Source organism: Bradyrhizobium sp. CAR08 (assembly GCF_052871955.1).
Genome location: NZ_JBIXJX010000008.1, coordinates 243,352 through 262,621, shown reverse-complemented (window position 1 = coordinate 262,621; position 19,270 = coordinate 243,352). Strand labels below are relative to the sequence as shown.

21 protein-coding genes and 1 pseudogene are annotated in these 19,270 nt (G+C 63.0%); 12 read left to right on the top strand and 10 right to left on the bottom strand.

Features of this window, described 5'->3' with window-relative positions:
* Window positions 1–40: 40 nt before the first annotated feature.
* Entirely contained in the window at window positions 41–1,792 is a 1,752-nt protein-coding gene (locus tag ACIPUD_RS19025; protein WP_247335649.1) for a CYTH and CHAD domain-containing protein, read from the bottom strand.
* 332 nt (window positions 1,793–2,124) lie between these two features.
* Here ACIPUD_RS19025 and ACIPUD_RS19020 point away from each other — a divergent pair, with 332 nt between their 5' ends.
* Window positions 2,125–2,937, top strand: a complete 813-nt coding sequence (locus ACIPUD_RS19020) for a helix-turn-helix domain-containing protein (RefSeq protein ID WP_018455343.1) — start codon at window positions 2,125–2,127, stop codon at window positions 2,935–2,937.
* 163 nt (window positions 2,938–3,100) lie between these two features.
* Window positions 3,101–4,030 (top strand): Bug family tripartite tricarboxylate transporter substrate binding protein, encoded by a 930-nt coding sequence (locus ACIPUD_RS19015; RefSeq protein WP_247299768.1) that lies wholly within the window; start codon window positions 3,101–3,103, stop codon window positions 4,028–4,030.
* A 42-nt stretch (window positions 4,031–4,072) separates the two neighbouring features.
* Here the strand turns inward: ACIPUD_RS19015 and ACIPUD_RS19010 are convergent, their stop codons facing one another.
* The gene (locus ACIPUD_RS19010; RefSeq protein WP_085396146.1) at window positions 4,073–4,780 is read right to left on the bottom strand and encodes a GntR family transcriptional regulator; all 708 of its coding nucleotides are present in this window, start codon (window positions 4,778–4,780) and stop codon (window positions 4,073–4,075) included.
* 265 nt (window positions 4,781–5,045) lie between these two features.
* Between ACIPUD_RS19010 and ACIPUD_RS19005 the strand changes: the two genes are divergently transcribed.
* The 6 genes from ACIPUD_RS19005 (at window position 5,046) to ACIPUD_RS18980 (ending at window position 10,633) form a co-directional block, all read left to right on the top strand.
* Complete coding sequence (locus tag ACIPUD_RS19005; protein WP_446481313.1) at window positions 5,046–6,032, top strand: ABC transporter ATP-binding protein; 987 nt, start codon at window positions 5,046–5,048, stop codon at window positions 6,030–6,032.
* Window positions 6,033–6,074: 42 nt separating this feature from the next.
* On the top strand, window positions 6,075–7,364 hold the full coding sequence (locus ACIPUD_RS19000; protein ID WP_446481312.1) for an ABC transporter substrate-binding protein: 1,290 nt from the start codon (window positions 6,075–6,077) through the stop codon (window positions 7,362–7,364).
* A gap of 4 nt (window positions 7,365–7,368) precedes the next feature.
* Window positions 7,369–8,328, top strand: a complete 960-nt coding sequence (locus ACIPUD_RS18995; RefSeq protein ID WP_018455339.1) for an ABC transporter permease — start codon at window positions 7,369–7,371, stop codon at window positions 8,326–8,328.
* Window positions 8,329–8,331: 3 nt separating this feature from the next.
* Window positions 8,332–9,210 carry an ABC transporter permease gene (locus ACIPUD_RS18990; protein ID WP_085396140.1) on the top strand — a complete coding sequence of 293 codons (879 nt, stop codon included), beginning with the start codon at window positions 8,332–8,334 and terminating at the stop codon, window positions 9,208–9,210.
* 20 nt (window positions 9,211–9,230) lie between these two features.
* Entirely contained in the window at window positions 9,231–9,962 is a 732-nt protein-coding gene (locus ACIPUD_RS18985; RefSeq protein ID WP_085361723.1) for an aspartate/glutamate racemase family protein, read from the top strand.
* A gap of 176 nt (window positions 9,963–10,138) precedes the next feature.
* Complete coding sequence (locus ACIPUD_RS18980) at window positions 10,139–10,633, top strand: hypothetical protein (protein WP_247335625.1); 495 nt, start codon at window positions 10,139–10,141, stop codon at window positions 10,631–10,633.
* A gap of 179 nt (window positions 10,634–10,812) precedes the next feature.
* Here the strand turns inward: ACIPUD_RS18980 and ACIPUD_RS18975 are convergent, their stop codons facing one another.
* Both ACIPUD_RS18975 and ACIPUD_RS18970 read right to left on the bottom strand, forming a co-directional pair.
* Window positions 10,813–11,181, bottom strand: a complete 369-nt coding sequence (locus ACIPUD_RS18975) for a hypothetical protein (RefSeq protein WP_247335622.1) — start codon at window positions 11,179–11,181, stop codon at window positions 10,813–10,815.
* A 103-nt stretch (window positions 11,182–11,284) separates the two neighbouring features.
* Complete coding sequence (locus ACIPUD_RS18970; protein ID WP_247335619.1) at window positions 11,285–11,584, bottom strand: hypothetical protein; 300 nt, start codon at window positions 11,582–11,584, stop codon at window positions 11,285–11,287.
* 142 nt (window positions 11,585–11,726) lie between these two features.
* Between ACIPUD_RS18970 and ACIPUD_RS18965 the strand changes: the two genes are divergently transcribed.
* Window positions 11,727–11,891 carry a ribosome modulation factor gene (locus ACIPUD_RS18965; RefSeq protein WP_247371639.1) on the top strand — a complete coding sequence of 55 codons (165 nt, stop codon included), beginning with the start codon at window positions 11,727–11,729 and terminating at the stop codon, window positions 11,889–11,891.
* A 2-nt stretch (window positions 11,892–11,893) separates the two neighbouring features.
* Here the strand turns inward: ACIPUD_RS18965 and ACIPUD_RS18960 are convergent, their stop codons facing one another.
* Together ACIPUD_RS18960 and ACIPUD_RS18955 are read right to left on the bottom strand one after the other, a co-directional pair.
* Window positions 11,894–12,424 (bottom strand): gamma carbonic anhydrase family protein, encoded by a 531-nt coding sequence (locus ACIPUD_RS18960; RefSeq protein ID WP_446481311.1) that lies wholly within the window; start codon window positions 12,422–12,424, stop codon window positions 11,894–11,896.
* A 91-nt stretch (window positions 12,425–12,515) separates the two neighbouring features.
* Window positions 12,516–12,845 carry a DUF6949 family protein gene (locus tag ACIPUD_RS18955; RefSeq protein ID WP_007602553.1) on the bottom strand — a complete coding sequence of 110 codons (330 nt, stop codon included), beginning with the start codon at window positions 12,843–12,845 and terminating at the stop codon, window positions 12,516–12,518.
* Between the two features lie 222 nt (window positions 12,846–13,067).
* Between ACIPUD_RS18955 and ACIPUD_RS18950 the strand changes: the two genes are divergently transcribed.
* Window positions 13,068–13,775, top strand: coding sequence for a hypothetical protein (locus ACIPUD_RS18950; protein WP_085351113.1), 708 nt, complete (start codon window positions 13,068–13,070; stop codon window positions 13,773–13,775).
* A gap of 263 nt (window positions 13,776–14,038) precedes the next feature.
* Window positions 14,039–14,623, top strand: coding sequence for a DUF1349 domain-containing protein (locus tag ACIPUD_RS18945; RefSeq protein WP_247361963.1), 585 nt, complete (start codon window positions 14,039–14,041; stop codon window positions 14,621–14,623).
* An 89-nt stretch (window positions 14,624–14,712) separates the two neighbouring features.
* On the opposite strand, the gene ACIPUD_RS18940 is transcribed toward ACIPUD_RS18945, so the two are convergent.
* Both ACIPUD_RS18940 and cysE read right to left on the bottom strand, forming a co-directional pair.
* Window positions 14,713–14,931, bottom strand: coding sequence for a DUF3126 family protein (locus tag ACIPUD_RS18940; protein ID WP_007602550.1), 219 nt, complete (start codon window positions 14,929–14,931; stop codon window positions 14,713–14,715).
* A gap of 150 nt (window positions 14,932–15,081) precedes the next feature.
* Window positions 15,082–15,906: a serine O-acetyltransferase gene (cysE, locus tag ACIPUD_RS18935; RefSeq protein WP_446481310.1), complete on the bottom strand. Its 825-nt coding sequence runs from the start codon at window positions 15,904–15,906 to the stop codon at window positions 15,082–15,084.
* Window positions 15,907–16,181: 275 nt separating this feature from the next.
* Here cysE and ACIPUD_RS18930 point away from each other — a divergent pair, with 275 nt between their 5' ends.
* Window positions 16,182–17,540 carry a hypothetical protein gene (locus ACIPUD_RS18930; RefSeq protein WP_247361961.1) on the top strand — a complete coding sequence of 453 codons (1,359 nt, stop codon included), beginning with the start codon at window positions 16,182–16,184 and terminating at the stop codon, window positions 17,538–17,540.
* Window positions 17,541–17,700: 160 nt separating this feature from the next.
* Here the strand turns inward: ACIPUD_RS18930 and ACIPUD_RS18925 are convergent.
* Both ACIPUD_RS18925 and ACIPUD_RS18920 read right to left on the bottom strand, forming a co-directional pair.
* Window positions 17,701–18,302 (bottom strand): annotated as a pseudogene (locus ACIPUD_RS18925) (hypothetical protein).
* A 187-nt stretch (window positions 18,303–18,489) separates the two neighbouring features.
* Window positions 18,490–19,260 carry an alpha/beta fold hydrolase gene (locus ACIPUD_RS18920; RefSeq protein WP_026232924.1) on the bottom strand — a complete coding sequence of 257 codons (771 nt, stop codon included), beginning with the start codon at window positions 19,258–19,260 and terminating at the stop codon, window positions 18,490–18,492.
* Between the last annotated feature and the right edge of the window lie 10 nt (window positions 19,261–19,270).

The following is a 19,270-nucleotide window of genomic DNA, read 5'->3' as shown; positions in this document are numbered from 1 at the left end:
CCCCAATGGCTGGCCGCAACTTTTTTAGGGTGTACTTCGCTTAGTTCTGCGGCGCCTGCCGCGACCAGGGCACGCGCGCGACGGTGAAATCGCGCCATGTGCTTTGCAGGACGGGTTGCACCCCGATCGACGCGCGCGCCTGCCAGCCTGCGATCGCCGCCGCGGCGATGGTGCCGTCGGGCTCGGCATCAAGCCCGTCCAGCAATGATGCCGTAACCGCCATGTCGTTGACGGCGCCAAGCTGCTCCTGCAAGCCGGCGAGCCTTCGCGAGAATTTTCGCGTGGATTTGCGGTCTGCGAACAGCGGCAGCAGAAACTCGCTGAGATAGCGCAGCCGCTTGGTCGCGAGCCGCAGGCGGTGCAACTGTTCGGCGGAAAGCGACTTGAAGCGGCGGCCGCGCTTGAGCACCTTGGCGTATTGCGCCGATAGGATGCGTGCCGCGAAGTCGGCCGCGGGTTCGGCGAGCTGGCCGAGATCCTCGGTGGCGACGTCGTTGCGCCAGCCGCGCGCCTCGATCCAGTTGCCGAGGCCGAGCAGGAACATGGCGCAGCGGCGATCTTCGAGGGCGCCATGCGCCTTGCGATAGGCGTCGGACTGGCGCCCGGCCGCAGCCAGGCCCAGTGCATCGAAGCCCGCGACCGACGGACAGGCTGTTGCGATCTTCGGCAAGGTATCGAGCCGGAACACATCCCAGTCGCGCGCAGCGGAGAGCTCTTGCGCCAGCCATCTGGCTTCCAACCGCAGCGCATCGAGATTGCTGAGCGCGCCGACCGACCCCATCAGATCCAACGCCGATCGAAGCCGGCGCAGCGAGACGCGCAGCTGATGGATTCCTTCCCGATTGCGGCCATCCTCGGCCGCCGGCAGCGACTGAAGCAAATGGAGGAAGCAGGAACGCAGGATTGTCGCGAACGCCTCGTCCAATGTCACCGACGGATCGAGACGAAGTTTTCGCGGACGCCGCGCCGAGGGTGGCTTGTCGGCGGCAAGATCGAAGCCGCGTGCCGATTTGGAGCGAATGGACGGCTTTACGTCGCCGTGCTCCGCGAGCCGCAGCGCGATCTCGTAGACCGCGCTCGCGCTGCCGCTCTTGAGCTCCAGCTCGATCTCGCTCACCGGCAGTGAACGGTCGCCGGCCGTCAACTCACCCTGGTCGAAGGCGATCTCGACCGTGCCTGACGGCAGTTCGATCGGCCGCGCATGGCGATGGACATCGGCGGTGAAGACCGATTCGAGCGGCTGCGCTTCCAGATTGCCGCGAAGCTTCTCGGGAATGAACGGCATTGCCAAACCGAGATCGGGCGCAAGCGACGGTACCCTCATCTCCCACTCACCACGGCGGAGCGGATCGTCCACCGCATCGGTCTTCACGGTCTGCACGAAGCGCGCGCCGCTCTGACGAACGCGCAAGCTCAAGCCGTGGCGACGCAACGTCCGCTCCGGCGTGTCGTAATAGACGGACTTGAGATGTTTGCGCGCGCCCTTGTTGCGCGCGTTCATCGCGATCACAGGCGCGGCCTTGAAATGCGCCATGCGATCGGCATCGACGAAAAGCTTGAGCTCGATCTCACCGGCACCATGCGCGGCAGCGCTCGACCGCAGTGGTTCCGTTGCCGGTTCCGCGTCTTGCAATGGCGTCTGATCGATCACAGGTTCCGCGACGAGTTCGGCCGGCTCACGCTGCCTGAAGAAGCCAGCAACGACTTGCGTTCTCTTGTTTTCCCTTGCAACAGGATTTCCATCCCGCGCGCTCGGAGCCTTGCGAACCGGCGTTGCGTCTGACTTCAGCATTTACGGTAACATGACAGTTCGATGACAGAGCGCCATCCTATAGCCGGTGTGGCTCGCGAGGAATAGTCACGTGACGTCGCAGCGCCCTACCGTCCACACGAGGCTGGGAGCGCACAATCCAGCTTGACCACAGGAACTAAATTGCCGCTGGGCACAGCAAGCGATCGAATTGACTGCGAATCCCGCCCTTCTCGAAACCGAGATGAACGCGTCAGCGAGCTTGACTCATGCCAACCTTCCCGCAATCGGTGGCGATGGCGTCGAGCGCGCTGCCCTGTCCCTCCGGCTGTTGCTTCATCGGCTAGCGGCACAGGCAATCACAAGGAGTTGGCATGACGTCGTTCCGTCCCGTCATCGCGTTGTCCAGGGGCCTCGAAGTCCTTCGGGTGATCAATCAGGAACGGCAGTCGACCGTCGGCTCGCTGCACAAGGCGACGGGGCTGAACAAGTCAACGATCGTCCGCATGCTCGAGACGCTGGAACATGAAGGTTATGTGGTACGTCGTACCGAGCCGGCCAGCTACGCGCCGACGGGACGGGCGCTGCTGCTCAGCGCAGGCTATGATGAGCCGACCTGGATTGGCGGCATCGCCGAACCCATCCTGAACAAATTCCGCAAGCAGATCCATTGGCCGTCAGACATCGCGGTGCTCGATCAGGAGTCCATGGTCATCGCCCACACGACGCGCGTCGATGGATCGCTGCTGTTCAGCCGCCCGCCGGGTTTTCGCTTTCCCGTCCTCGGCACCTCGATGGGACGCGCCTATCTCGCCTTCTGCGAACCCGCCGAGCAGGAGCGCATTGCCGCACGGCTGGCCCTTGGTCCGGAGCCCTGGAACGATCTGGCGCGCAATCCCGGCAGACTTGCCAAAGTGCTGCGCACGATCCGTAGCGCGGGGTTCGCAGTCATGGACGAGACCTACAGCCGCCGCGTCTTCGGGGGCGCAGTGTGGGCGATCGGCGTACCGGTCGTTTTGCGGAATCGCCTGTTCGGCAGCATGAACGTGATGATGCTTCGCGAGGCGGTCGGTCTGGAGGACGGTGTGCGGCGCTTCGTACCTCCGATGAAGAAGGTCGCTTCCGCACTTGCCGAGGCGCTCGGTGCCAAGCTTGCTGCGCCGGGTTCTCCTGCAGGTCGGCGATGATCATTTCACACAGTGAAACGATATTTTGATTTCTTGACCCCCCTTCCTGCCCGTGTGACACCTCGTTGCGGCGGCTGCCGGCTGCCCAATGACACAGGGAAAAGGGGAGGCCGAAGTGCGGACATCCGCGAGAATTTGGGCTGCCGCGATGGCATGCCTGACGATGGCCGCTTCTGAAACGGCTTTGGCCGAAGCCTGGCCGACCCGGGCAATCAGGATCGTCGTCTCCACGCCGGCAGGCGGCATCACCGATGCCTTCGCCCGCGCCTATGGCGACTATATCTCGCAGAAGCTTGGCCAGCCGGTCATTGTCGAAAACAAAACCGGAGCCAGCGGTGCGCTGGCGGCACAGTCGGTGAAGGATTCCCCGGCCGACGGCTACACGCTGATGTACACGATCTCGTCCACCTTGCTCGGTAACCGGCTGTTGTTGAAATCGCTGGCCTATGATCCGGACAAGGATTTCACGATCGTCGCGATGACGCCTTCGGGGCATCTGCCGCTGGTGGTCCATTCCGCCACCAATGCAAAGACGATCGAAGAGTTCGTCGCGTACGCACGTGGCAACAAGGTCACGGCCGGCTCGTACGGCATCGGCTCGTTCGCACATATTGCGATCGCCGAGCTCAACCGGCAATTCGGTCTCGACATTTCCATCGTGCATTACCGCGGCGAAGCGCCGATGTGGCAGGATCTGGCCGCGGGGGTGATCCAGGCGGCCGTCGGCAGCTATCAGGCTGCGCTACCGGTGCTCGATACCGGCATCGGCCGCCCGATTGCCGTGCCGACACCAGTGCGCATGAAGAAGCTGCCCGAAACCAAGACATTTGCCGAGCAAGGGGTCACGGGCAATGTCTTCCAGCTCATCAGTTTTACCGCGCTGGTGGCGCCCGCTGCGATGCCGGCAGACCGGATCGACATGCTCGCCAAGTTGATGGTCGAAGGCGGCAAGACGGAGCGCGTGCAGAAGCTGCTCGATGCCTTCGGCGTCGACCAGCCGGCCATGGATCGCGCATCCTCGATTGCGCTCTACGAAAAGGAAGGGCCGATCTGGCTCGAGTCGATCAAGACTCTCGGATTAGAGCCGCAATAGCCGCCGTCGCGCCCAGCCGGGTGCGGACGCGCCTCGTTGAGCTCAGACCCCGAGCACGTCCGCGAGTCGCAACTCGTCAGCGGCGGGATCCTTCAGAAACAGCTCGGCCTCGATCTCGTTCAGATGCGACAACATCTGCGCGCGCGCGGCCTCCCTGTCGCATTTGCGGATCGCGGAGACGATTCCGGCGTGATGATCGGTGCCGCAGGCCGGCGTGTCGTGCCGGCGGTAGAGCAGGATGATCAGCGAGGACCGCGCGATCAGCTCCTTGAGAAAACCAAGATAGATGCTGTGGCCACTCATCTCGGCGACGAGTCGATGGAAGTCGCCGGAGAGGCGGACCGAAGCACGCGCATCGCCACGCAGCTCCGCCTCGCGCTCCTCGGCAAGATGCCGCTGGAGACGCCCGATCCAGGCCGGCGACACCGCGTCAACGGCGTGATCGACGATTGTCGGCTCGATCAGGCGGCGCGCCTCGAACACTTCGCGGGCGTCCGCAGGCGTCGGCCGCGCGACGAAGGCGCCGCGGTTCTTCTCGATGTTGACGATGCCCTCGTGCGCGAGCTGTTGCAGCGCGGTGCGAACCAGCGTTCGGCTTGCTCCGTAGATCTCGCCGATCTCGTCCTCGCCGAGTTTCGTGCCGGGCAACAGGCGATGCTCGAGGATCGCCGCAGTCACACCTTCCCGGATGCGGCTGACGCGATCGCTCGCATCTGGCGCGTCGGAGTTCGGTCGGGACTTGACGGCCATGGGGGTGAGGACTCGATCGTCGACGAGGGCGTTGAATCCTAATCGACCAGCTGTATCCAATCACAGGCGAAACTTTATACAATCCGCGCCTGTTTTGTGTGCACGCAACTGCGAAGGCAGCGAACCGCCCAAGCCCGTGGGATTCGATCTAACGATCTGACTCCGCTGCACTGTTTTGGAATTCGGCCGGCCGAGAACGATTCAAGCGCGATTGGCATGGACCTTGCGGAGAGAGGCGCAGCATCGCCCTCGCCCCGGACACGCCATGGCCACTCCCGCCGCCCTCGAACTGGTCGCCGTCACCAAGCGCTACGACACGACGCTGGCGGTCGACACCGTCAATCTGAAAATCCCGGCCGGCACTTATTGTTGCCTGCTCGGCCCCTCCGGCTGCGGCAAGACCTCGACCTTGCGCATGATCGCCGGCCACGAGGCCGTCAGCGAAGGCGACATCATCCTGGGTCCGCAGAACGTCACGGATCTCGAACCCGCCAAGCGCGGCACGGCGATGATGTTCCAGTCCTACGCGCTGTTTCCGCACCTCACCGTGCTCGACAACGTGGCGTTTGCCCTGAAAATGCGCGGCATCGACCGGGCGACGCGGCACAAGCGCGCCGGCGAGTTGCTCGAGCTGGTGGCGATGACGCCCTATGCGGCCCGCCTCCCCGCACAGCTGTCCGGCGGCCAGCAGCAGCGCGTCGCGCTCGCCCGCGCGCTGATCACGGAGCCGCAGATCCTGTTGCTCGACGAGCCGCTCTCGGCGCTCGATCCGTTCCTGCGGGTGAAGATGCGGGGCGAATTGAAGCGGCTGCAGCGCGAGCTCGGCATCAGCTTCGTTCAGGTCACGCACGGCCAGGAAGAGGCGATGGCGCTGGCCGACCACATCGTGGTGATGAACCAGGGCAGGATCGAACAGCAGGGAAGCGCCCGCGACATCTTCCATCACCCCCGCACCGAATTCGTGGCGCGCTTCATCGGCGGTCACAACGTCCTCAGCGACGCAGGCAAACTCATCGCCGTGCGCGCCGATCAGCTCGGCATCGCGCCGTTCACTGACGGCGCCCTCGGCGCGCCCGCGCTACTGACCCAGACCGAGTACCAAGGCTCCTACATCGCCGTCTCGCTCACGCTCGACGACGGGACCGCCCTGTTTTCCCACCTTCCCGAGGCCGCCTTCGACGTCCACCAGTTCCGGCCGGGCGATCGCGTGCTGGCCATCTGGGATCCCGCCAAGGCGCAACGTCTGCAATAGCGCCGATCAATCACCGGAATGCGCAACAGAGGAGTGAGTGATATGACCGAAACGACCAGGAAGAAGGGCCTTAGCCGCCGCACGCTACTGAAGAGCACCGCGGGTCTCGCCGGACTTGCCGCGGGCTCCGGCGCCATCACAGGCTTTCCCTATGTAATGTCGGCCGAGCCGAAGGTGCTGCGCTATCTCGGCACCGCAGTGAACGAGGGTGACGAGATCTCCAAGCAGTGCCTGAAGGACACCGGCATCAAGATCGAATATATCACCGCGACCACCGACGACGTCACCAAGCGCGTGATGACCCAGCCGAATTCCTTCGACGTGCTGGACACCGAATATTTCGCGCTAAAGAAGATCGTGCCGTCGGGCAACATCCTTGCCCTCGACGCGAGGAAGATCAAGGAATTCGACAACATCACGCCGGTCTTCACCAAGGGCGTCACGCCCGGCGGCAAGAAGATCGGCGGCCAGGGCACCGCACCCTGGAAGGTGCTCTATCTCGAAGGCAAGGACTCCAAGAAGTTCGCGACGTCTGCCACCGAGTTCGTCACGCTGATCCCGACCGTCTACAACGCCGACACGCTCGGCATTCGCCCCGATATCATCAAGCGTCCGATCAGCTCGTGGGCCGAGCTGCTCAACCCCGAGTTCAAGGGCAAGGCCTCGATCCTCAACATCCCCTCGATCGGCATCATGGATGCCGCGATGGTCGTGGAAGCCACCGGCAAGTACAAATATGCCGACAAGGGCAACATGACCAAGGAAGAGATCGATCTCACCATGAAGGTGATGACCGAGGCCAAGAAGGCGGGCCAGTTCCGCGCCTTCTGGAAAGACTTCAACGAGAGCGTCAACCTGATGGCCTCGGGCGAGACCGTGATCCAGTCGATGTGGTCGCCGGCGGTGACGAAGGTCCGCTCGATGGGGATTGCCTGCACCTTCCAGCCGCTCAAGGAAGGCTATCGCTCCTGGGCCTCCGGCTTCTGCGTCTCCAAGGGCGTCTCGGGTGCGAAGCTCGAATGGGCCTATGAGTTCGTCAACTGGTTCCTGTCCGGCTATGCCGGCGCCTATCTCAACCGCCAGGGCTACTACTCGGCCGTGCTCTCCACCGCGAAGGCGCATATGGAGCCTTACGAGTGGGCCTATTGGATGGAAGGCAAGGCGGCCGAGAAGGACATCAAGGCGCCCGACGGCTCGCTGCTCGAGAAGGCTGGCGCCGTGCGCGACGGCGGCTCCTACGAGGACCGCATGGGCAGCGTCGCGTGCTGGAACGCCGTGATGGACGAGAACGACTACATGGTCCGCAAGTGGAACGAGTTCATCGCGGCGTAATCTGATGGACACGTCGGAGGACATTTTGCAACAGGCATCTCCGGACCTGGTCCGGGGATCGGAGACGGCGCGCCGCAGCAAAGCGGCGCGGCTGTCACCCTCCTTCATCTCCTGGCTCCAGGCCGGGCCGATGATGCTGGTGTTCCTCGCCTTCTTCCTGATCCCGCTCGTCTTCGTCGTCATCGTCTCGTTCTGGGACTACAACGAATACCAGTTGCTGCCGGCCTTCTCGGGCCGCGGCTACACCGACACGTTCGAGGGCTGCATCGCGCAGCTCCCCGATCTCTGCACGATCGCCAAGACTTATCTGAAGACGCTGAAGCTTTGTTTCATCGTGTGGGTCATCACACTCTTCATCGGCTTCTGGGTCGCCTACTTCCTCGCCTTTCACGTCAAGTCGAAAACTTGGCAGATGGGACTGTCGCTGCTCTGCACGATCCCGTTCTGGACCTCCAACGTGATCCGCATGATCGCCTGGATTCCGCTGCTCGGGCGCAATGGCCTTGTCAACTCAGGCTTGGTGAAGACGGGGCTGATCAACCATCCCGTTGAATGGCTGCTGTTCTCCGAATTCTCCGTGGTGCTGGCGCTGGTGCACCTCTTCACCTTCTTCATGGTGGTGCCGATCTTCAACTCAATGGTTCGCATCGACAAATCGCTCATCGAGGCCGCCTATGACGCCGGGGCGACCGGTTTCCAGACGCTCGTCAACGTCATCATTCCCCTGGCAAAACCCGGCATCGTGATCGGCTCGATCTTCGTCATCACCATCGTGATGGGCGACTTCATCACCATCGGCGTGATGGGCGGGCAGCAGATCGCGGCCGCCGGCAAGATCATCGAGACGCGGGTGAATGCGCTGCAATTCCCGGCAGCAGCGGCCAATGCCGTGATCCTGCTCGTCATCACGTTCCTGATCATCACCATGATGTCGCGTATCGTCGACATCAAGAAGGAGCTCTAGAGCATGAAGGAAGGACGCCCGCGCTCTTTCTACGTGCTCGCGATCTTCTTCGCGGCCTACACGCTGTTCCTCTACGGCCCGATGATCGCGATCTATGTGCTGTCGTTCCAGGGACCGCAGGGCGGCCTCACCTTCCCGATGAACGGTGTATCGACTTTCTGGATCGCAAAATTGTTCCAGGGCACCGGCATCGTCGATCTCGGCGCCGCCTTCCGCCGTTCGCTGCTGCTTGGCATCATCGTGATGATCGTCACCGTCGTGCTGTCGGTCGCAGCGGGCATGGCGTTTCGCCGCAAGTTCAAGGCGCAAAGCATCCTGTTCTACTCCGCGATCGCGAGCCTCATCGTGCCCTCGATCATCACCTCGCTCGGCATCTCGCTTGAATTCCGCATCATCGACGATCTGATCAAGGCGCATTGGAACGAGAATTTCGAGACCTCGATGGGTCTGCTCACCTCGGGCCTCGGTGCACATCTGACCTGGACGCTGCCGTTCGGCCTTCTCATCATGTTCGCGATCTTCAATCGCTTCGATCCCAGGCTCGAGGAAGCCGCGCGCGATCTCGGTGCGACACCGTGGCAGGCGTTCCGTCATGTCGTGCTGCCGATCATCCTGCCCTCCGTGATCGGCATTGGACTGTTCGGCTTCACACTGTCCTGGGACGAACTCGCGCGTTCCAGCCAGGCGATCGGGGCGGTGAACACGCTGCCTCTCGATCTCCAGGGCCTCACCACCACCGTGACGAACCCCGACATCTATGCGCTCGGCACCGTGATCTCGGCCGTCTCGTTCACGGTGATCGCGCTTGCGCTTGGCACCATCCACATGCTCAACAAGCGACAGGCGGCCAAAGGCTCGGACGCCGGCAAAGGGCTTGTCTGAGAAGGGGCTTGTCTGATCCGATGCGGCTTCACGTCGTCAATCCCAACACCACTGCGTCCATGACGGTGAAGATCGCCGCTGCCGCGCGCGCGGTCGCCCTGCCCGACACCGTGATCGATGCGCGCCAGCCCACGATGGGCCCGGTCTCGATCGAGGGATTTTACGACGAGGCGTTCGCGGTGCCGGGCATGCTCGGCTGCATCCGCGAGGCCGACCGCGACGGCGCGGATGCGCATGTCATCGCCTGCTTCGACGACACCGGCCTCGACGCCGCGCGCGCTGCGGCAAGGGCACCAGTGATCGGCATTGGCGAGGCCGGCTTCCACATGGCGAGCCTGATTGCCGCGCGCTTCGCCGTGGTGACGACGCTCGGTGTCTCCATCGTGCCGATCGAGCATAATTTGCGGAAATACGGCCTCGCCGAACGCTGCGCGCGCGTCCGCGCCGCCGAGGTGCCGGTGCTCGCGCTCGAGGAGCGCAACACCGATGCGCTCGCAAAAATCTCTACGGAAATCACGGCCGCGATCCGCGACGATCGCGCAGAGGCCATCGTGCTCGGTTGCGCCGGCATGGCCGATCTCGCCAATGAACTCGCCGCCACGCACAGCCTGCCCGTGATCGACGGCGTCGCCGCCGCGGTGACCTTGGCAGAATCACTGGTGCGACTGGGACTGAAGACCTCCCGGCTCGGGCCCTACGCGGCGCCGCGCTCGAAGACCTATTCCGGTCCGTTTTCGCTGTTTCAGCCCTGATCTCTGCCTCTGACGGGGGCACGGATGCCCTAAGGCATCCTGATTGTTGGTTTTTTTGCTCTTAGCCTCTTTTTGGTCCCATTCCTTGCCGACACGTAACGCTTTCGGGACGCCCCGGTAACCTCAGGTTGCCGGTCTTCGCCACTCACCAAGTTTCAATTTGGGTTTTGTCAGCGATGATCGATCTCGCAGAGGACACACGGTCCCATCCCCTCTTTCGCCTTGGCACCCAGCCTATCGCGCTGACCGCCGCCGCGCTCCTGCTCCTGATCGCGGGGGTGACCTCGATCGCGATCTGGCGTGCCTATACCGGTGCGGCCCCTGAGACCGACCGGGTGGTGGCGTCGCGGCAGCTGCAGGCTCGCACCGCACAGGCATCCGAGCAGCTGGTCGAGAAGACCAAGGGGCTGGAGGCAACCCAGCAGGAATCGATTGACCAGCTCCAGGTCGTGCAAGACCAGCTCCAGAGTGTGAAGCGCTTGCTCGCATTCCAGCAGGCCGACACCAAGCGTCTGTCCGAGCAGGTCACGATACTCAACGAGTCCATCGATGGCCTGCGGCAATCCTTTGCCAGCGCCCGGGCGAGCGAGGCGGAGACTCCCTCAGTTACCCGCAGGAAACCTGCACGGCATCGTGTCCATGCCAGTGCACGCAAGCGCTCGCGCGGCTGAGCAGCCGGCGCCGCCACCCTTAAATTTTTGGACTTGTGAACTGGATCACATTCGCCCGTGTGATTCCAAGCGATGCTCGCCGTTACCGGATGGCGTGAGCCGATTTCAATGTCCGGGGCTGGCAAGGTCGTTGACGGTATATTGCGTCAACGGCCTTGTTTTTTGACGGGTACCGCCGTCTATTCGCAGACATCCACGGGGCGGATGCGCCAGCCCGCTGGCGTCATGACGCGCTTCCGCACAACGTAGCAGCCGCCATAACCGCCATCATCGTATCGGGTACCATAGTAATATGGATTGCCGTAATACGGTTGGCCGTAGCCGTAATACCCGCCGTAGTAACCTGCGCCGGCGATACCGGCACCGATGGCGACGCCTGGCCAGAAGCCACTGCCATGCCAGTGGCCGCCATGACCCCAGCCGCCACCACGGCCCCAGCCACCGCCGCCATGACCCCAGCCGCCGTGACCGCCCGCTTGTGCCGCCTGCGGCATCGACGACCCAACCGCCACCACAGCCAGCGCCGTCAACATCATCTTCCGTATCATCACTCGATCCTCTGCGTGGATACCCTCCACGCTCCAAAGCAGGACCAAGCTAATCGGCTTGAGGCGTTCCTGACAGCCTCACTGTCTCACTTCCCCGCGAGCGTCAGCAGCCGCGGCAGATGCTCTTGAGCTTCTTGTCGAGCAGCCGGTTCTCGGCGTTGACGGCGGCGTCGGTGGACCCACCTGCGCCGGTCCCAGTGGTGACGCCGGGTGCATTCGCACCGGACGATTGGGCGGTCCCCAGACTGTTGGTGCCTGGCGCGGGAGCCGGAGAATTGGCGACACCTCCGGCCGATCCTGTGGAGCCGCCGGTGGCTTGCGCGAACGATGCGGCCGGCACCGGAACAAGGGCGAAGATCACGATCACGGTCTTGATTGAACGGGCTATAGGCAATCTGGCCATTGAAATTCTCCTTCGCCGATCAACCGCCGCAGCAAGGACCGGTTCCGGAACAAATGCCGTCGCATCAGCTTGAAACCGGGAAGGCGGGCACGATCACGCGCAAGCTGATCTTCTGCTCCGCAAACAGAAAGGCGCAGTCACGATGAACGATCGCGATGCTTTTGCAGAAGGCGAACGCGCGGCGCGTAAAAACATTCCGGCGGAAGCCAATCCGTACCAGGACGGTAGCGATGAGCATGCCCTATGGTCCGCGGGGCACGAGAAGGTCGCAAGCGCAATAGAAGCGCGCGAGTCCGAAGGAAGCTGAGTTCACCCGATCCGCTTGAGGCCCTTTGTGAAGCGCGGTCCATTGGCGACGTAGAACTTCGCAGCACTCCCCATCTTCTGCACCTGAGCATCGTTGAGCGTGCGGATCACCCGCGCCGGCGAGCCGATGATCAGGGACCGTTCGGGAAACTCCTTGCCCTCGGTGATGACGGAGCCGGCGCCGACGGTGCTGTTGCGCCCGATCCTGGCGCCGTTCATCACGATTGAGCCCATGCCGACGAGTGCGCCCTCCTCGATGGTGCAGCCGTGCAGGATGACGTTATGCCCGACCGTACAGTTCCTGCCGATCTGAAGCGGAAAACCGAGATCGGTGTGGCAGGTCGAGCCGTCCTGCACGTTGGCGCCCTCGCCGATCTCGATCCACTCATTGTCGCCGCGCAGCACCGCGCCGAACCAGACGCTCGCGCCCGGCTTCAGGCGCACGCGGCCGATCACGGTAGCGGTCTCCGCGATGAAGTAGTTGCCGTCGGCGGGAAGGTCGGGCGCCTGCCCGTCGAGCTCGTAGATCGCCATGAGGGTCTCCTGTCGCGTCAACCCCAGCCATAGCGAAACGGCGGCCTTGACGCAAAGGGCCGCCGCGCAGGCAGCCCTACAGCGGCGCGCATCAGACCAGAACGCCGGCCGCGCGGAGCGTCATCAGGAAGAAGGTGCCGCTCATCATGCTCCAGAAGCCGGCGATGACGGTCGCCATCATCACGAATTCGACGCGGCGGCTCTCCACCTGCCTGCCGCGCAGAGTATTGCGCATGATGATGAAAGGCGCCGCGAACACCAGGAACGGAACCGCCGCGAAGGTCTTCGGCGCCACGCCGTCCTGCAACAGACCGAAGCCGGCCGGCCGCTGTGCGACCGTCTGGTATCCGCTCACGAGCGCTCCCGCGAGCGCGAAACCAATGCCGATCGAGAAGAATGTGTTGAGAGCTTCAGGTGTCATCGGAACAGTCCGCCCTTACGCAACGCGAGGTACCTTCCTGTGACAAAGAGTGCCGGTTAACGCTACATTATCCTTAAGGGAAGGTTAACGCCGCCAGCCGTTCCACGCAGGCCTCTCTCCCTTCCCTGCAGCCGGCCAACGCTCCGCGAAATCGCCACCACGTGGCATATTCGCCGCTGATTCGTCGGCCATCGGCCGACTTCCGGCTCATTCGCGCGGCTCATGACGGTGTTTTCGGCAATTTCCCCTCAATCTCCCCGGGTGCGCACCCGGGCCCACGTCGTCCCGATCGTGCTCGGCGGCATTGCCGCGGTGTGCGCCGTCGCGCTCGTCGCCTATTTGTTGTGGCCGACCTGGGGGCCGAGCGGCGCGAACGCCCCGGACAAGCTGCCGGTGAGCGTCGGCGGCACGCTGTTCAACCTGCCGACCAACGCGATCCGCATGAAGATCCAGCGCCACTCCGGGCCACAGGAGCGGATCGATCTCGACTTCCTGTACCCTTCGCTGGAGCCGCCGGGCGCGCCGAAGCACGTCACCGCCGATAGCGTGGATGCGGCGATGCAGCCGATCGACCGCATCTTCCTGTCGATCGCCGCACATCGCGATGCGCTCTCGCCCGAGCAGCGCACCGCCACGATTTATCCACGCTATCTCGACCAGGCCGCGGCAATGCCTCAGGATGGGCTGACGATGCGGATATTCCGCGCTGACACGCCTTACGGCACCGAGGATCTCTATTCTGCCGCAAGTCCCGCGCTGACCGCGCGCTGCACGCGCGATGGTGCGACGCCCGGCATGTGCCTCGCCGAACGCCGCGTCGGCGGCGCCGACCTCACCTTCCGCTTTCCGCGCAGCTGGCTGTCGCAGTGGCGCGATACGGCGGAAGCGATGGAGAAGCTGACGGCGCAGCTGCGCGGCCCGAAGGGCTGAACGCGACCGCGCGACCTGCGCCTCCAAAACAAAAACTGCGAAAACAACCCCATGCACAGTAGCCAAGCTCCTGTAATGCTTCGTATTTTTCGAAGTCAGCTTCGCGCGTATGGTGTCAGGATGGGGCGGCGGCGAAGCTGTTGCTCGTCCTTGCGAGCGAAGCGAAGCAATCTCGGCTACATTGCCTTTTCATCTCAATGCACGATGCCGTGCTCGTCCGACTCACGGACCGAACCGGCAGGCATCCGCGACAGAGGTTAGTCATGATTCTCCGCAGAAGTGACGGTGTGTGGCTAAATGAACCGCAGCGATGGGCGGCAAAGGGTGATGACCTGCGGATCCTCACGGACAAGGCCACCGATTTCTGGCGCGAAACCCATTACGGCTTCAATCGCGATAGCGGACATTTCCTGGGCTTTCCGACAGGCGAAGCATTCACCGCAGATTTGCGTGTTCAGGGCGATTTCCGGGCGCTCTATGATCAGGCGGGCATCATGGTGCGCCTCGACGCGCATCATTGGGTCAAAGCCGGAATCGAATTGTCAGATGGCCGCGCTATGCTCGCGAGCGTGCTGACAAACGGGCAATCAGACTGGGCGACAGCACCCTATGAGCATAATGCCAGCGACTTCTGGGTCCGCGCGACCATCGCCAACGGTGTCCTTCGTCTGCAAGTTTCGGCCGACGGCAAATCCTGGCCCCTCATGCGGCTGGCGGCGTTTCCTAAAGCAAACTCCTACCTTGTGGGACCGATGGCCTGCACACCCGAACGGGCGGGGCTAGAAGTCGTATTCTCGACGTTTCGTCTGACACCTCCCCCCGGAAAAGACCTGCACGACCTGAGCTGAACATCACCCTTGCAGAAATATGTTCTTGCAAGAAAGCAAAGGCATGGAGCCGCGCCCGCGCGGCCCCGTTGAGCGAGACGATCGCCGAACTATTCCTGGTCGACGAGGTCGTCCTCGAGGATCGCCATCTGGAATTGGAACGAGCGATCATCGTCCTCGTCGTCGACGAAGAGCACACCGATGAATTCCTCGCCGATATAGACCTCGGCGGAATCATCCTTCTTTGGCCGCGGCACGACGCGGATCTTGGGATTGCCGAATACGCGCTTCAAATACGCGTCGAGCTTCCTAACTTCCTTGACGTCCACGGCAAGTCTCCAATCGAAATCTGGGTTGGCGCGGGTTTTAGGACGAGACGCGACCAACCGCCAGCATGAATTGCCAAAGAATTTTTGGACGAAAGGGGCGGAAAATCCGCCCCTTCCGACAAGCTCGAAGGCCCGCCTCAGAGGCCCATCTCAGAGTCCCATGGCGTTGATCATCTGATCCATGGTGCGCGACGGCTCGGCGCAGCCAGCTTCGCCGACGACCTTGGCAGGCACGCCTGCGACCGTCACGTTGTGCGGCACCGGTTTGACCACGACCGAGCCCGCCGCGATGCGCGCGCAACGACCAATTTCAATGTTGCCGAGGATCTTCGCGCCGGCGCCGATCAGGACGCCGTGGCGGATTTTCGGATGGCGGTCCTCGTTCTCCTTGCCGGTGCCGCCGAGCGTAACGCCATGCAGGATCGAGACGTCGTCCTCGATCAGCGCAGTCTCACCGCAGACGAAGCCGGTGGCGTGGTCGAGGAAGATGCCGCGGCCGATGCGCGCGGCGGGATTGATGTCGGTCTGGAATACCGCAGACGCCCGGCTCTGCAGATAATACGCAAAATCCTTGCGGCCCTTCAGATAGAGCCAATGCGCGAGGCGGTGGGTCTGGATGGCGTGAAAGCCCTTGAAATAGAGCAAGGGATCGATGAAGCGCGAGGTCGCGGGGTCGCGATCGTAGACGGCGACGAGATCGGCGCGGAAGGCGTTGCCGAGATCGGGATCGTCGCGCAGCGCCTCGTCATAGGTCTGGCGCACGAGATCGCCCGACAGCGCGGAATGATCGAGCCGGTCGGCGACCCGATGGATCACCGCATCTTCCAGGCGGCTGTGATGCAGCACCGTCGAATAGATGAAGGTCGCAAGCTCCGGCTCGCGATGGACGATGTCCTCCGCTTCGCCGCGGATCCGATCCCAGATCGGATCAAGCGTTGCAAGCTTTCCTCCCGGATTGACCTGATGCACTGCCATGAGATCTGCTCTTTCGAATTGGCTCGTTTCACTGGTTCTATAACACAGTCTAGGCGACAAAGTCCTGACGGGCTTGCCTGAGAGTGAACAGTGCGTTGCCCGGCGGGGGCATGCCAACGCGTTGAATCACAACAGTTTCTTCCGACACCCCGGGCGGCAAGGTCGGCTCAAAATGGTCAGGGTTTCGCCAAATTCAAGCCGGGCGGCGTCAAACTATTGGTGAATTCCGCCTCAACGGTAATTGCGGGCATGGTCCGAGTGAGGACGGAGCGGATTTGACCATCACCACCGATCATGCGCGCGCGGGCGCCGCGGGCTCACTCTGGCTGCGGCTCGCCGCCATCGCCCTGCCGCTCCTGTTGATCGCGCCGGCATTCTGGAACCGCTATCCGCTGTTGCAATGGGATACCGGAGGCTATCTGGCGCGCTGGTACGAGGGCTATCTCGTCCCGAGCCGCTCCACCGTGTTCGGCATCTATCTGCACTATGGCGAAAGTTCAGGGTTCTGGATCAACCTCGCGGTCCAGTCGCTGGCCACGCTGTGGCTGTTGCAACTCACCTTGCGCGTGCTCTCGATGATGCAGACGTTCCGTTTCGTCGTGATCAGCCTGCTCCTGATCCTGTCGACTGCGCTGCCCTGGCTTGCGAGCATGCTGCTCACCGACATTTTTGCAGGCCTGTCGGTGCTGTCGCTATTCCTGCTGGTCGTCGGCGGGCCGCGGACCTCGGCGCTCGAAAAAATCTCGCTGTTCGTCTTCACGGCCTTTGCCGCCGCGACCCACAGCGCCACGCTCGGCGTGCTGCTCGGGCTCTGCATCGCCGGCTGGATGGCGCGGCCGTTGCTGGGGCCCCGGCTTCCGATCGCCGGATTGGCCCAAGCGAGCCTCACCATCCTCGCTGGCGGCCTGATGCTGGTGTCGGCGAACCATGCCTTGTCGGGCAAGTGGACATGGACGCCCGGCGGCACCGGCGTCGCCTTCGGCCGCATGATGCAGGACGGCATCGTTGCGCGTTATCTCAATGACCATTGCCCACGCGAAAAACTCAAGCTCTGCCCCTATCGCGACCAATTGCCGGCGAGCGCCGACGAATTCCTGTGGGGCAAGAGCATGTTCAACACGCTCGGCCGCTTCGAAGGCATGAACGACGAGATGGGCACCATCGTCGTGGGTTCGCTCGCCGACTATCCGGCTTGGCAGGCCGGCGCGGCCTTGCAGGCGCTGGGCCAGCAATTGCTGCATGTGGCGACCGGCGAAGGCACCAATGGCTGGATCCCGCACACCCGCGGCATCATCGAACGTTATGTCCCCTCGCAGGCCGCGCCGATGCGCGCCGCGCGCCAGCAGAATTGGGGACTCGATTTCGACACCATCAACTGGCTGCACGTTCCCGTCGCGCTGGCCTCGATGCTGGCGCTGGTCGCGCTGCTGGCGCATGCCCTCGCGAACCGCCGGCTCGACGACCTGACCTTGCTGGCGGCGACCATCACGCTGGCGCTGCTCGGCAACGCCTTCATCTGCGGCGTGATCTCCGGCCCGCACGACCGCTATGGCGCGCGGATGGTGTGGGTTGCGACCTTCACCGTGCTGATGGCGCTGGCGCGCCGCCTTGGGGAAGACAGCAAAGCGCGGTGAGATTGGGGTGAAGCGCCATCGTGCCTGGTTTCGTCCGAGCAGCGATCGCGTTTATCCAGTAAGACCAGCGCATCGTTGGTTCTCAAGGGTGTTTGGAGCCCTTCATCGCCCCCGCAAATCGGCACACGCGGCGGGGCGGTGGCATGAGCACGACCAGCCGTTAGTCAGCCGGCTGCGTGAAAACGGACCCAAGTGCGAGACGGTCAGTGCCGTACAACAACTGAGGCGTTCCGCGGCTAGCTCTTTGTGCCGGTGCCGCCGGCACCGGAAGAATGATTTCGGAAGCGACCCTCCAGTCCTTCCCGACGCGAAGCCAGTTGCTGATCATGAGAAACGGCCTGGCTGTTCCATCTTGCCCCGCATAAGAGACGGTGATGTTCATCGGCACATAGGACTCGGCGACGTCGCGCGTCAGGCCGACAACCCTGAGCTTCGAAAAATCTGGCTCGAGTACGACCGGACCGGGCTACCGATATCATGCAGCTATTGATCAATCGCCGCGTTACCCCAAAAGCCGGCCCAGTTTCCCTCGGACGGGATCGCGCTCTTGGCCACCAAAAGGGCCGAGGGCGATTGCCAGAACATCCGATGCAGAGCCTTGAAATCATGCTTGTTTGCCAATTTCATCAGCCTTCCGAACTTCGATTTGATTGCGCTGAGCGTCGCAGCATTCAGCGGCTCTCTGCTGACGGCGGGAGCAGACGCGGCAGACACGGTGGTAAGAGCCACAGCAGTGAGGGTGACAAGAAGTGCCTTATACATGCAGGAATGTCCATTCCAATGCGTCGCTCACATCATGACAACACTTGTTGCGTTCCGCGATTGGAGGTGTTCACGTCCGTGAGCTGAAGTGTCGTCAGGACGTTTCAGCACTCTACGGATGCCTGGCTTAAAATGGTCGAGCGGGAGCGCGCGGGCTCCCGGCGCCACAGCGCCGGGAGCGGCACCGTCACCTCGTGAGGGCGGCTTTTTCGATCACCTCAGCGACCTGCTTCGCATGGACGACGAGCGAGGCATGGCTGCCGGTGACTTCCGTCGTCTGGGCGTGGATCCTGGCCGCGAAGGACTTCTGGGCCTCGGGCGCGAGGACTTTGTCCTTCGTGCTGATGACGTAGAACGTCGGCTTGTCATGCCAGGCCGCAACGTCGACCGGGGCTTCGAATGCAACGTGGTTCAGCGGAAGCTGCGAGTTGGCCAGGTGCGCGGCGATCTCCGGAGGAAGGTCAGCCGCGACGGCTGACGGAAACACCTTTGGATCGATGTACAGATTGCCCTTCGCATCGGGGTGGATCGCCTTGCCGCCTTCGGTCGGCGGACCGGCCTTTGCCAGCGACGCCAGGGATTCACCGACCTCCGGCGCAAAGGCGGACACATAAACCAGCGCCGAAACCTTGGGATCGTTGCCGGCTTGCGTGATCACCACGCCGCCCCATGAGTGGCCGACCAGAACGGTCCTGCCGGCTTGCTTCGCGAGCGCCTGTTTGGTCGCATCGACGTCGGCGGCGAGCGAAGTGAGTGGATTTTCGACGAGCGTGACGTTGTAGCCTTTCTTGGTGAGAATATCGGCAACCGGCTGCCAGCTCGTCTGGTCTACGAAGGCGCCGTGCACGAGCACGACGTTGTGCGCTGCCCCCTTGGGCAGTTCGGCGGAATGTACGGCTCCGACCAACGTCGTTCCGGCCAGGAGGACGGTGGCGGCTGAGAGGAGAATAGTTCGCATTGTTTGTTCC

Excerpts from the sequence above, each read along its gene's own strand:
- ACIPUD_RS19025 (WP_247335649.1), bottom strand. The coding sequence starts at position 1,792 with ATGCTGAAGTCAGACGCAACGCCGGTTCGCAAGGCTCCGAGCGCGCGG.
- ACIPUD_RS19020 (WP_018455343.1), top strand. The coding sequence starts at position 2,125 with ATGACGTCGTTCCGTCCCGTCATCGCGTTGTCCAGGGGCCTCGAAGTC.
- ACIPUD_RS19015 (WP_247299768.1), top strand. The coding sequence starts at position 3,101 with ATGGCCGCTTCTGAAACGGCTTTGGCCGAAGCCTGGCCGACCCGGGCA.
- ACIPUD_RS19010 (WP_085396146.1), bottom strand. The coding sequence starts at position 4,780 with ATGGCCGTCAAGTCCCGACCGAACTCCGACGCGCCAGATGCGAGCGAT.
- ACIPUD_RS19005 (WP_446481313.1), top strand. The coding sequence starts at position 5,046 with ATGGCCACTCCCGCCGCCCTCGAACTGGTCGCCGTCACCAAGCGCTAC.
- ACIPUD_RS19000 (WP_446481312.1), top strand. The coding sequence starts at position 6,075 with ATGACCGAAACGACCAGGAAGAAGGGCCTTAGCCGCCGCACGCTACTG.
- ACIPUD_RS18995 (WP_018455339.1), top strand. The coding sequence starts at position 7,369 with ATGGACACGTCGGAGGACATTTTGCAACAGGCATCTCCGGACCTGGTC.
- ACIPUD_RS18990 (WP_085396140.1), top strand. The coding sequence starts at position 8,332 with ATGAAGGAAGGACGCCCGCGCTCTTTCTACGTGCTCGCGATCTTCTTC.
- ACIPUD_RS18985 (WP_085361723.1), top strand. The coding sequence starts at position 9,231 with ATGCGGCTTCACGTCGTCAATCCCAACACCACTGCGTCCATGACGGTG.
- ACIPUD_RS18980 (WP_247335625.1), top strand. The coding sequence starts at position 10,139 with ATGATCGATCTCGCAGAGGACACACGGTCCCATCCCCTCTTTCGCCTT.
- ACIPUD_RS18975 (WP_247335622.1), bottom strand. The coding sequence starts at position 11,181 with ATGATACGGAAGATGATGTTGACGGCGCTGGCTGTGGTGGCGGTTGGG.
- ACIPUD_RS18970 (WP_247335619.1), bottom strand. The coding sequence starts at position 11,584 with ATGGCCAGATTGCCTATAGCCCGTTCAATCAAGACCGTGATCGTGATC.
- ACIPUD_RS18965 (WP_247371639.1), top strand. The coding sequence starts at position 11,727 with ATGAACGATCGCGATGCTTTTGCAGAAGGCGAACGCGCGGCGCGTAAA.
- ACIPUD_RS18960 (WP_446481311.1), bottom strand. The coding sequence starts at position 12,424 with ATGGCGATCTACGAGCTCGACGGGCAGGCGCCCGACCTTCCCGCCGAC.
- ACIPUD_RS18955 (WP_007602553.1), bottom strand. The coding sequence starts at position 12,845 with ATGACACCTGAAGCTCTCAACACATTCTTCTCGATCGGCATTGGTTTC.
- ACIPUD_RS18950 (WP_085351113.1), top strand. The coding sequence starts at position 13,068 with ATGACGGTGTTTTCGGCAATTTCCCCTCAATCTCCCCGGGTGCGCACC.
- ACIPUD_RS18945 (WP_247361963.1), top strand. The coding sequence starts at position 14,039 with ATGATTCTCCGCAGAAGTGACGGTGTGTGGCTAAATGAACCGCAGCGA.
- cysE (WP_446481310.1), bottom strand. The coding sequence starts at position 15,906 with ATGGCAGTGCATCAGGTCAATCCGGGAGGAAAGCTTGCAACGCTTGAT.
- ACIPUD_RS18920 (WP_026232924.1), bottom strand. The coding sequence starts at position 19,260 with ATGCGAACTATTCTCCTCTCAGCCGCCACCGTCCTCCTGGCCGGAACG.